At 33.8% G+C, this 12841-nt stretch carries 9 protein-coding genes; 1 reads left to right on the forward strand and 8 read right to left on the reverse strand.

Going from position 1 to position 12841, the window contains the following annotated elements:
- Positions 1-328: 328 nt before the first annotated feature.
- A complete protein-coding gene (rsmA, locus tag AC1VAQ_RS04335; RefSeq protein ID WP_302597117.1) occupies positions 329-1201 on the reverse strand; it encodes a 16S rRNA (adenine(1518)-N(6)/adenine(1519)-N(6))-dimethyltransferase RsmA in 873 nt (290 codons plus the stop codon).
- A 144-nt stretch (positions 1202-1345) separates the two neighbouring features.
- The gene (locus tag AC1VAQ_RS04340; RefSeq protein ID WP_302597114.1) at positions 1346-2236 is read right to left on the reverse strand and encodes a S66 family peptidase; all 891 of its coding nucleotides are present in this window, start codon (positions 2234-2236) and stop codon (positions 1346-1348) included.
- A gap of 464 nt (positions 2237-2700) precedes the next feature.
- Between AC1VAQ_RS04340 and AC1VAQ_RS04345 the strand changes: the two genes are divergently transcribed.
- Positions 2701-3549 carry a hypothetical protein gene (locus AC1VAQ_RS04345; protein ID WP_302597113.1) on the forward strand — a complete coding sequence of 283 codons (849 nt, stop codon included), beginning with the start codon at positions 2701-2703 and terminating at the stop codon, positions 3547-3549.
- Positions 3550-3911: 362 nt separating this feature from the next.
- Here the strand turns inward: AC1VAQ_RS04345 and AC1VAQ_RS04350 are convergent, their stop codons facing one another.
- The 6 genes from AC1VAQ_RS04350 to AC1VAQ_RS04375 form a co-directional block, all read right to left on the reverse strand.
- A complete protein-coding gene (locus tag AC1VAQ_RS04350) occupies positions 3912-5642 on the reverse strand; it encodes an ABC transporter ATP-binding protein (RefSeq protein ID WP_303244385.1) in 1731 nt (576 codons plus the stop codon).
- A 160-nt stretch (positions 5643-5802) separates the two neighbouring features.
- Positions 5803-6819 carry a 3D domain-containing protein gene (locus AC1VAQ_RS04355; RefSeq protein WP_302597111.1) on the reverse strand — a complete coding sequence of 339 codons (1017 nt, stop codon included), beginning with the start codon at positions 6817-6819 and terminating at the stop codon, positions 5803-5805.
- Positions 6820-7404: 585 nt separating this feature from the next.
- The gene (locus AC1VAQ_RS04360; protein ID WP_479903512.1) at positions 7405-8166 is read right to left on the reverse strand and encodes a TatD family hydrolase; all 762 of its coding nucleotides are present in this window, start codon (positions 8164-8166) and stop codon (positions 7405-7407) included.
- 19 nt (positions 8167-8185) lie between these two features.
- Complete coding sequence (locus AC1VAQ_RS04365; RefSeq protein ID WP_479903513.1) at positions 8186-10015, reverse strand: stalk domain-containing protein; 1830 nt, start codon at positions 10013-10015, stop codon at positions 8186-8188.
- Positions 10016-10280: 265 nt separating this feature from the next.
- Positions 10281-10871 (reverse strand): 5' nucleotidase, NT5C type, encoded by a 591-nt coding sequence (locus AC1VAQ_RS04370; protein WP_302597108.1) that lies wholly within the window; start codon positions 10869-10871, stop codon positions 10281-10283.
- 157 nt (positions 10872-11028) lie between these two features.
- Positions 11029-12717 carry a phospholipid carrier-dependent glycosyltransferase gene (locus AC1VAQ_RS04375; RefSeq protein ID WP_302597106.1) on the reverse strand — a complete coding sequence of 563 codons (1689 nt, stop codon included), beginning with the start codon at positions 12715-12717 and terminating at the stop codon, positions 11029-11031.
- Between the last annotated feature and the right edge of the window lie 124 nt (positions 12718-12841).

Raw genomic sequence — 12841 nt, forward strand, 5'->3', positions numbered from 1 at the left:
TTTTTATTTTTATGCCACAAATCCATTTTTTCTATTCATACCCTACTCATTTACCTAAAATTTCCATACACTATCTAACATTAATTAAAAAATAAAGGGACTGTTTCTAAATACAGTCCCTTCAGGCTGTAGACAATTAACTTTTCCATAGTATTTTACTAGTCTAGAAATAGAAAACAGAGGTAAAAATGGACCTAAACTGCTCTTTTTACCCCTATTTTAATAGATTTTCTTGAATAATCCTCACTTAATTTGTGAGTTTATTTTGGGAAAATTCATTTGTCAACAATCTGAAGGGACTGTTTCTAAATACAGTCCCTTTGTTTTTTTAGTTACTTCTGTGTTCGTCAATATAATCTGAAAGTCTTGCAAAGTCTTCAAGACTTAAAGTTTCACCACGAGTTTGTGCACCAATGCCGCTTTCATCAAGAAGTGTTTTAAGTTCTTCTTTTGGAATCCCTAATTCACCGTGTGCTGCAAGAGTATTTAAAAGTGTCTTTCTTCTAAGTATGAACGCCCCTCTAATAATCTTCAGCATTTGCTGTACATTATTTACTTTTACCACTGGTTCTTGATTTACAGTCAGTTTAATAACAGCTGAATCAACATTTGGTCTTGGCATGAAACAGTTTCTTGGTACATTAGCTACTAATGATGGTGTGGCATAGTAATTAACAGATACTGTAATTGCCCCATATTGTTTGCTGCTTGGTTTAGAAGCCAGGCGGTCTGCTACTTCTTTTTGTACCATAACTGTAATACTTTCGATAGGTAACTCATTTTCTAAAAGTGTCATTACGATAGGTGTTGTAATATAGTATGGTAAGTTCGCTACAACTTTGATTGGACGATTTGGTGACTCCTCAGCAATAAGTTTTTTAAGATCTACTTTTAAAACGTCTTCATGAATGAGTTTAAAGTGCTCATTGTGTCCATATTCTGCTGTTAAAATTGGAATTAATTTATCATCAATTTCAATTGAAATAACTTTACCCGCATTCTCAAGTAAAGCTTGTGTGACACTCCCAATCCCAGGTCCAATCTCAATCACACAGTCATCTTTTGTAATGTTTGCTGCATCAATGATTTTATCTAAAACTCTTGGGTCAATTAAAAAGTTTTGTCCAAATTTCTTTTGAAAAGTAAAGCCATACTTATTCAGTAACGCTTTAGTACCCTCTGGTGTTGCTACTCTTTGCATATATTTCGCTCCTTGTTTTAACTACTTATCCCACTATCATATCATATTTTGCCCTTATTTAACATAATTTAGGCAGGAATTGTCCACCACCTATTTAATCCTTATGTCTATTTATATACTTATGTCTATTTATATACTTATTATCTACCTACTCATATTCTGTAACTTAATAACTTCGCCAATAACAACTGCTTTGGAATCCGCGCCATGACCTATTTCCCTAGTCTTTACAATTGGTAAATTTCTTACCCTTTTTGAATCTGACTGATTTAAAATGCGTTTTAATAAAGTAACCACATCTGGCTGAAGCTCCTCTTTTTCCATCTTTGAGAAACTGCCAAGGATAATTCCTCTCACCTTCTCAAAAGCACCCATCTGTGCATATTGATTTAAAAAGGTATTCATTTGTGCAGGCCCCCCACTCATAGCTTCTAGCAATAATACCTTATCTGTGAAATCTGGCATATATGGTGTCCCTGCTAATTTTAAGAAACAACGAATATTTCCGCCAACCACTTCTCCCTCTACGCAATCACCTTGTACAAATTCATAGGAAAAGTCTAGCAGTTCTTTTTTATCCTCAAATAGAGTTTTTCTTACCCACGTTTGCTGAAGTTCTGCTTCTTCCCTTATGATGTTGCGAATTTGATATAAGTATCCCTTATTTCCCGTCTTTGCATAAATACCATTAACTACAGTAGTTAAATCACTATACCCAAAGAAAGGTTTATTATTTTTCTTGATCACCTCATAATCTAATCGACCTAACACTTCATTTGCTAAATCACCGCCTGATATATCAAAGATTGCCTTTATGTCCTCGTCTTTATAAAATGACATAAGTGCTTCGCCTTTTTCCTGCGCTGTGCCATTAAATACATCTTCGTCGGCATAAAGATAAGGGCTGCAAACTGCTTCTACACCCATTTCATTAAGGGTGCTTATAAGCTGTGCAATCATTCCTTCATTTTGCTTATTTTGTCCATTAGAACATGCCACTAATGCTACTTTATCACCTTGTTTTAGTAATGCCATCTGTATCTCCTTTTATTTTAATCTACTCAAACTGAATGTCCCAATCTCCTTGTATACCTATCATAATTTGACCTACTTCAAAAGTTATCTCATCTGGTATATTTCCCATATTCGTAAAGTGTATGATATCTCTCTAGTAATTTAAGCGTATAGGCCCCTACTTTTATATCCTCATTATATATTATCTTTTCATCTTGTGGGACTTTGATATTTAATATAACAGCAGTCTTTCGGCCTTCTCCTCCTTTACCTCTTAGACAACCTAACTGTATATTTCATAACACTTTTTATACAAGTTTTATTAATAGCTCAACGTTTCTTCCATTTTATGTTTTCCTCTCAAGTGCCTTATCAGTTATAATAAAGCAAAGCTTAATTAGGCGCGTGAAATGAATTATATCTTATTCCTAATTAAACACTTTATAAATGCACTGAAATATTACATAAAAAGGACAATATAAAATATGAAAAAAAACCTAATGTTATTCGGACTGACGTCCCTCTCTATTTCAAATACATGCTTTGCAAAAACCCGCAGTTCACATTCTAGAAAAAGTACACCAAAGGTAAAATCTGCAAAAAAAAGTTCCAGTAGTTCAAGTTCATCAAGCAAAAAGTCATCTTTGAGTTCTAGCAGTAACAGTAGTACATCTTCTTCATCTTCCACCAGCAAGAATAGCAGCAATAACACTGATACATCTTCTTCTAATAAGGCTACTAGCAGTACTACATCTTCTTCAAGTTCTAGCTCTGCAAATAGTTCAAATACTGCTCATACAAATGATGCCATCCAGTCATCTGTAGGCTCTAAAACAACTGGTGATGCTAATAATCAATCAACTGCCACTTCTAGCACAACTAATGAAGCTAATAAATGGACTACAAATCATAGTACAACAAACAACAATAACTCCAATACGTGGACCGATACTTGGAATGATACTTCCGAGTATGCTAATATAGCCTACACTAACTCTATTTTTGGCACTCAAAGCAAATATACTAACTTTGGCAAAAACATAGCCCACACGGCTTGGAACTCTAACTATAGCTTTGCAAATTATTATCTTTACAGACATTTGTTCTTTAAGCCAATGCATTCTTATGCTCACTATAATATGTCTAGCAACATATATGCTAATTCTTCGACTAATATCTATACGGATACCTACGCAAGTACAGAAGCCGGCATCCCTATACCTCCTGTCTATGAAAAACGTCCTTCTCCATTTAGCCTGCTGACTTTAGTACTGTGCATTGTACTAGCTACCATATTAATTAGTCTTTTAATTAAAAAATTACATACTAGATAAGGAGAATAACAAAATGCCAAACGTAAAAAAGAGGTGATTCCCATTCATAGAAATCACCTCTTTTTTGTTAATCCACCTTATAGCTTTTAATAAAATCTATATGATCTAATGCCTTAATTGTGTGAAAGCTAACTTGACGTGTTGGATACTTGAACTTCATTAAGTCAAAAAACTTTTATTCACGTTTTCACCTACTTTCTTCAGTATCTATCCTGCTAGCATTTCTATGCTTTACTTTTTGTTAATACACAATATCTAATATATCTTAATTGTCATCATATAATACTTAAATCTTTTTTTAGATTATTGCCCATAATTTTACACTTATACTTATGTGTTTCATTGCTCTCTAAAAAATTCACTTATGCAAACTGCATATTATAAAGTCTTGCATACACATTATCAATTTCCATTAACTCTTCATGGCTGCCGCGTTCTGCAATGCCTTCTTGTGTGAGTACAAGAATTTCATCGGCATTACGTATTGTGCTTAATCTATGGGCGATAACAAGTGTTGTTCTATTTTTAGCTAATTCATCTAGTGAATGCTGAATATATCTTTCACTTTCATTATCGAGTGCAGATGTTGCTTCATCTAATATTAAGATTGGTGGATTTTTTAGGAATACCCTTGCAATAGAGATTCTTTGTTTTTGTCCACCTGAAAGTCTTACACCACGCTCACCTACATAGGTTTCATAACCTTGAGGGAGGCTCATAATGAAATCATGAATATTTGCCTTCTTAGCTGCTTCCACAATTTCTTCGTCTGTAGCATCCGGGTTACCGTAGGCGATATTTTCTTTGATATTGCCATAGAATAAATACACATCTTGTTGTACAATCCCTATAGCATTTCTAAGAGATGTTTGTGATAGCCCCTTAATATCCTTACCATCCACTGTAATGCGTCCTGAGGTTGCTTCATAGAATCTAGGGATAAGTGAGCAGAAAGTCGTCTTACCGCCTCCTGAAGGCCCTACTAAGGCTACTGTTTTACCAGCAGGAATCTTAATATTTACATTTTTTAAAATATCCTTCTCTTCATTGTAACTAAAGCATACATTTTCAAAATGAATATCCCCTTTGACATTTTGAAGTGTTTCTGCATTTTTAGCATCTTGAATTTCAGGTTTCGTATCAATAATTTTTAAGAAACGCTCAAATCCAGAAAGCCCTTTTTGAAATTGCTCTGTGAAGTTTACAAGTTTATCAATAGGGTTTAAGAATGTATTAATATATAAAATATATACAGTCACATCTGCTACATTCATTTCACCTGTTGTGATAAAATATCCACCCACTAAAACAACTGATAGATATAACAGGTTCTTAAAGAATCCATTGCCACTAAAGTAACGCCCCATAATCTGATAGCTATCACATTTTGTTTCTAAGAATTCATTATTTCCTTCATCGAACTTATTCATCTCTACATGCTCATTTGCAAAAGATTTTACGACACGAATGCCACCTAATGCATCTTGTGTAATCGCATTAACTTTAGCTATCTTCTCACGATTTTTTCTAAAGGTTGCTTTCATTCTGCGGTTATAATAAAGTCCAAAGAATAACATAAGGCCTGTAAATCCAGTTAAAATAAGTGCCATCTTAACATTAATAATGCTTAACACAATGAAACTTCCCACAATCTTGATGGCTGAAATAAAGATATCCTCAGGCCCATGATGAGCTAATTCTGAAATATCAAAAAGGTCATTAACAATACAAGACATTAATTTCCCAGTATTCACTTCATCATAATATGAAAATGAAAGTTTCTCTAAATGTCCAAACAACTCTCTTCGCATATCGGATTCCATTCTGGCACCCATGATATGCCCCCATGAAGTAATAAAGTACTGACAGAAGTATGTAATCACATACATACCCAATAAGGCTGCTCCAATCAGCCCAATATATTTAAGTATAACCGCTTTATCATTTAGTACATAAATGTCATTCATTAAATAACGTACTAAAAGCGGGAATGCCAAATCAATTCCCGACAAAGTCAGTGCACAGCCCATATCTGCAAAAAATAAGGCTTTATGCGGCTTATAATAACTAATAAATCGCTTTAAAGTCTGCATCTCATCCTCCTATATTATGTTACATAAGTATTTATTAATATCTATTAGTTATAACATAATATTCATCCAAATTAAAGTTTTGTCCTCATTTCTTATACGAAAGAGCTACCGCCACTAAAATAAAAAAGGCGGTAGCTCTTTCGCTACCCACCTCTATATTTTATCTTCTTATTTCTGATAGTGCTATGTCTTGATCTTCTAAGATATACACAGTTGTATTTTGACGACCATATGCCGTACATTCACTTGATGTATTAAAGAATAAATCTATTCTATTCCCTTTAATTGCACCACCAGTATCTCCAGCAACTGCAAGACCATATCCTTCGATATAAAGTCTTGTTCCTAATGGTATTACATTAGGGTCAACGGCTACTACACCAACGGCTGTTGTCATTCCACTAGCTGTTTGATTACCCCAACCATCTCCGTTATATGCTGTATAAGCCGTCGCTTCTACATTGATAGCTCTCTTATACGCATATTTTTCACCAGTTGTAGTATCTTTTACAGAATTTCTTATGCCTTTTAAAACGATTTTATCTGTTGGTTCTTGTACAATCTCAACATTTGTAACTTCTTCGTTTACTAATTCACCACCGACATAAGTTTGCTCAGTAGTTACTTTCTTAAGTCCATTTTGTCCTTCTTGTGTAACTTTTGTTTCACCTGCTTCTAAGTCTGTTGTTTCTTTCACAACAGTTTCAAAGCTCATTGGTCTTTCTTCAGTAACTGTTTTTGTTTCTTTAGTTTTTACGACGATTTTCATGCCATCTGTAATAGCTGTATTTTCTACTGGCTCTACTGTAATGCCTTCTTCATCGCTTAAACCTTTTGCTTTAATGATGTCTCCTACTGTTTTAAAGTCTGTCTTAAATTCTACTTCTTCACCATTTAAAACGAACTTAACTGTTGGTTTCCATCTGTCTATAGTAATTCTTAAATTGTCTTCAATTTTTGTATTTAAATCTGGGTCCACAGTGTCCTTGTCATTTAATGTAATTTCCAACTGTGTGAGTAGCTCTTGTACGCTACTTGCATCTGTTTCATATCGAGTCACTTTCCCGTCATCGACTAATGTAATAATCTTTGACATGGATTGATAGGCTGTGATACTAACTGCTCCTAGCATAAACAACACTACAATCAATAAAGCGATCCTACTTCGATTCTTCATGATATCCTCCTTAAAGTCAACTGCTTGCCTAAGATAAAGTTTAGTTTTATCTTTACTTATTCAAACAATCGTTTTTTCTCACTTGATCTGGTGAATCGTGCTTTACTACAACGTTTTGGTAATAAATGTAATTGTGTTTTTATTTCAACTACAAATAGAATTGTAATATATCACACAGACTTTTTCAAGTGTTTTGTAATAATTTTAAAAAATAAAACGCAAAAAAATCAAAAATAATTCTTAAACCTTTACGTATTTTCAAGGCTTTCAGCCACTTATTTTTTATTTTATAAAAAAAGTGACTTAACAATTACGTAACATTTGTTTAATAATGATTTTCTGGCATTTTATCATTTTTATACTGGTGTTTTTCTTTAGGAGGATATACTCTATTTTGTCTCCGTTTTTTTATACAATTATTTATTTCATTTCATAAATTTATTAGACACTTTTACATTTACCTTATCCTCCCTTTCCTTATCTATAATAAAGCCAAAGTTTAGTAATACTACACAAAATAAAAAAACAGCTTTTTCCAAAAGCTGCTTTTTTATTTTTCATCCTTATTCCATTTTAGTTTTAAATCTACTTTATTCTAAAGAGTTTTTTGGCATTTTGACAAGTTATCTCACTTACCTCTTCTGCTGAAATCCCTTTAATTTCTGCAATTTTTTCTACTACATGTTCTAAATAAGAAGAATCATTTCTTTTTCCTCTATGAGGTACAGGTGTCATATAAGGTGCATCTGTTTCTATTAATATGTGCTCTAAACCAATAGTCTCTACTACCTCTACGGCTTTTCTAGCATTTTTAAAGGTAAGACTTCCTCCTACACCAATGTAAAATCCTCTTTTAACATATTCTTTAGCAAGTTCACTGCTTCCTGAAAAGCAGTGAATCACACCTTCTTTTACGCCACTTGCCATAATTGTGTCAAATGTCTCCTGGCAAGCTTCTCTGCTATGAATAATAACTGGAAGGTCTAATTCTTTTGCTAACGCAAGTTGCGCTTTAAACCACTTACGCTGCTCATCTCTTGGTGATGAATCATAATAATAATCTAGCCCAATTTCACCAATAGCTACAACCTTATCTTCTCCAGCTAACTTCTTAAGCTCAGCTAATTTTTCATCATCTAAGCTTTTGACATCATGTGGATGTACGCCAATGCTACAATATATAAATGGATATTTATGTGCAAGCGCTAAACTTGTATAACAAGAAGGCATATCTGCTGCTGCATTCACTATATACCCTACACCCCTTTCATGAATGCTCTCTATAAGTTCAAAACGATCTTCATCAAATCTTTCGTCATCATAATGTGCATGTGAATCAAAATACATCTTTTCTTCTCCTTATTTTTTAATATTCAAATGTAGCTGTTTTTTTTTCCTTATCCCAGCTTACTGATAAATCTAAAATACTTGCAAGCTCTGAAATCGGTATATACGTTCTACCATTCACAGAACTTGGTGCTGTTACCATTGTATATTCCTTACCATCTGCTGTCACTATATTGCTACCTAATGTCATCTTAATAAGCTTACTTGCTGGCACAGTAATAACGCCCTTTGAAAATTCCACATCATCAGGATTAACACCAGCTGCTGCTACAGCATAGCGAAGAGGTACCATCGTGCGCCCACTTTCAATATATGGCGCAGCATCCATTGTATGTGTTTCTTCATTAATAATGTAACTTTGATTACCTACTGTAAATTTTGTGATCGTTTTCTTGCTAACGTCATTTGAATTATTATTATTGTTATTATTACTGTTGTTACTGCCACCATTGGTGTTTGTATTCGTTTCTTCATATTTAGTCGTTAAAAATCCATCAAATTTCAGTGTTCCCTCAGCTTCTGGTGCAATAGCGCTTCCACCTATTGTAAGCGCATATTTTCCATCAGGTACTATTTCACTTACATTGACACGGAAATTACTAATCTCAAGAACAGATGGTTGTGAAGATTTTTGAACAACGCGTAATGTTAATAAGTTAGGATTTTCATCATCCCATCCTATTACATTTACCTTCAAATCTCCTTCTACGACTTCTACATCCGGCTCTCCTCTAAAAGTAATACCATTTTGAGACTCTATTTCTAAAGTAATTAATCCTCTATTTAACATAGATTTACTTGTTTCACTAATGGTTACTTTACCACCTATTTGATTTTTTATGCCTACCTGTGCTTTGAAGCCTTCTACCTGTGTTGCAATAGGTGACTTAATCTGCCCTATAACAATGCTATCGCCCTTATCAACACCGCGTCCATCCATATTTAAAACCACATTTCCCTTTTGTGTGACGTCTGCATAAACTAAAACATTTTTAAAGGTAATTTCATTACTAATCGTACGGTCTAACTCTGGCAATGTAAATTCAAAGCCTGTAATGCGGTCGCCCTCAATAATAGGTGTTATCTCCGCCTTTTTGCTAATGTCTTTACCATTAACTAATATGGCTCCAATTATAACATCCTTTTTATCTGCTGTTCCAAAGTATCCTTTACTCAGTGTAAATTCAATTGTACGTCCTGGAATAAAGCTATCTGGCATACCTTCTGTTATGCTAAAACTAAAGTTTCCTGCATCTCCTGCCACCACATCCTCTAAATTAGTATCTAATGCCTTAAGCGTTGCACCATAAGATTTTACCTGTGCCACTTTTATATCTGTACCTATTTCTGAAGAGCCTTGAATTTGAAGTGTCAAATCGCCTTCTACTACCTTTTCACTCACTACCTTTAAGTTTGTAATTTGGAATGTTCCTAAACTCTCTACGCCCTTATCATATGGTAGTACAAATTCTAAAATCTGCTTATCTTCTTTTCCATCTGTTTCACCATAAGAAACCGTTATTTCATTAATATCTTTAAAACCACCTGCATAAGTGATTTTAGGTGTTTCTGATGCAAAACTATAGTTTGTTCCTTTTAAAGAAAGGGTAATTGTGCGATCAGCTTTTGTTCTAGTTCCTGTTAAAGAACCTATATAGCGTTCGCTAATTGTAATAGGCGCCAGTGTTCCTTCCTTTTCAATTGTTGGAATATCACCTGTTATCACCTTTACTACTGCTTCATCTGTTAATTCAACTGCCGAATATGTAGCTGCTGCTACTGGAACTGTATTAAAAGTTAATGCAAATACCATACCACCCATTAAAATGACTTTTTGTATATTTTTCATTGGTTTTCCCCCTATTTATTACAATTTAAACTATATATTATATTTTGACCTTCACCCTATTATAACAAATATATTATTTCATTTGTGTTACAGCTACATCACTATCTTTTAACCTAAAAAAAGGTGCTGCAAAACTATAAATAGTTTTACAACACTTACGCACTGCTGGGATGCCTTCGGAGTAATCTATTGAAGTACAAGCTCAGCACATCACAGATTGCATAAAGTGCAGCCCAGTAATGGCAAACCTATTTCACAACCTCCCCTAAGATATCGCTTCTTCTTGGAAGTATTCTTGTATGCGCTCTGGGTAGCATTCATTCATAATGAAAGTTTCAAATTCCAGCCAACTTGACACATGAGGATAGCTATGTGGATTCTGCATATTGTGGGGTTTATCAAAGACGACGGATTTACCACCTGCATTTGCGAAATCTTCAATATTATGCATACCATCATCCAGTAAATAATCTCCTTTAATCATAAATTTGCTGCTACACACAATAATATGATTCTTAGGGAAAAACGGTAAGTATTTTTCAATCCACTCATACTTAGCTTCTACTGCTCTCGGATTAGCTGCCGTTACAATATATATTTCAAATAAATTACTCATATAAAGTCTTTCAAATACTTCTAGTGCATGCGGTATAGGTTTTAAATTTCTAAATAAATCCGGTTCATGCATCACTGTATCTATTTCTTTCCCAAAAACAGTATATAAGTTCCAGCTCACACAGGCATCTCGCTTTATATCTGTATGATATTTTTCATTATAAGCAGCAACTACAGCGCCCATATAATCTGCAAGTACATCATCTTGGTCAATTAGTAATGTGATTTTCTTATCTGTCATCTCTCTCACCTCTTTTTCATTAAGCATATTTTGATATTTAAGGACTTCTGGGGTGAAATATTCTATCTTAGTACTATTATTTTATTATAAAATCTTTGTTTTGTGACTATTTTTCACATCTTGTACCAATACTCTTACCGATTAATCTACTAATCTATTAATTAAAGAAATGCCACCAACCTGGTATCCATTGCGTCAAAGCCGCATACCATCTTGGAATTGTTGCCCCCGAATAAATCGGATAAAAGAATATAAAGGCTAATATTGCAATCACACTAAACCATCTTACAATATGAAAACGTTTAAACCTTTCATCTAATGCCTTCAAAAGTCCTACCAGTGTTAATATCATTAGTGGTACAACTGGGAAATAATGATATAAAAACATAATACGTGATACTAATACATAAGGAAGATATACGGATAAAATCCCTATGCTTAAAAATGTATATTCTTTATCTCGCTCAATAATAGCTTCCTTAAAGCAATATAACATACCTAAAATACCGCTCCACCAAATGATAGGATTACCAAACGCAGAAATGCTTGCTACAAATCCCTCATTTACATTCCCTTGATAATACCATACAGGTTTAATATCTAGTGGCCATAAATACCATGGTGAAGTAAATGGATGTGTTGCCTCTAAATCTGCATGATAATGATACATTTTAAGTTGCAGATCCCACAACTCCTTCAAGCTTGTATTTTCTGGCCTTAAGAAAAATGGAATATAGCTTGCTAAATAAATACCTACTGGAATAAGGATGAAGAAAACCACACAACTTCCTATAATAGTAGGTACTTGCTCTTTAAAGTTGCCAAAATATGAACTTTCTCTAAGCTTACTATATAAATCTGCAAAGAATATAACTGCTAATCCTACTGCCATATAAGCACCATTCCATTTAGTAGCTATCGCCGCACCTAGAAAAACACCTGAGAATAACAGATTTATGAGTTTAACACTTAAACTTCCCTTTGCACTACACCTTACATACTGATACATAAATAAGAAAGACAGCATCATAAATAACACAAGATAGCTATCTACTGTCGCTATACGTGTCTGTACAAAGTGCATCCCATCGACGGCAAACAATAAACTGGCTAAAAAGGCATAGCGTGTCTTTCCAAATAGCCTTTTAGCAAAAATATAAATAACTGCTAACATAAGTATTCCAGCAATATTGCCCATTAGTCTATAAGCAAATGGATACATGCCAAGTACCCTTACAGGGATGGACATAATAAGCTTTCCAAGTGGTGGATGTGTCCATTCGTATATATCCATATCATGAATATATTCATAGGCCGTTCTTGCATGGTAAATCTCATCAAAATAAGTACTATTTAAATAGCTAATTTCTTCAGGTACTATATCACCTTCATCAATCAATGCGCTTGCTGCCTCTGTTACTGCTACAAGTGGGACACTATTCCCCCTTGTATCATATAAACAGATTTCTCCCATTATACTGTCTGTTTCTTCTGCTTGAATCCTTAAATATTTAAATGTATATGGAAAATCTGTATCAAACCAGGCAAATACCTTAGGTTCTTCTAATGTTTCCACTTCGCTATAATTAATACCATCATTAGAAATTGAAAGCTTGTAATTACCAAATCTAGCACCACTGAAATGTCTAATTTTGCTAATAGCTGTTTCATTATTTAACTCTAATATGACTGTGTTACCTTGCTCTTTAGTATTCCAAAATGTCTGTGGATTTGTAAAGCTTCCTAAATTAATAAAGGAAACTATACCATATATCAATATAATAAGTACAATTAACCCTAAATCCTTCATGGTTAAAGCATAATTTTTTTCATCCCTCATACCCATTTCCATTCTTCCTTTCCAGGTTATTGATTCCTACTTTATTAGATTATAGCAAACTTGTCTTTAAATTATGCAAAAAAGCCCTTTATACACAAATTATTGTTATATAGTTTATAACAATCCTTGT

This window comes from Cellulosilyticum sp. (assembly GCF_982396655.1).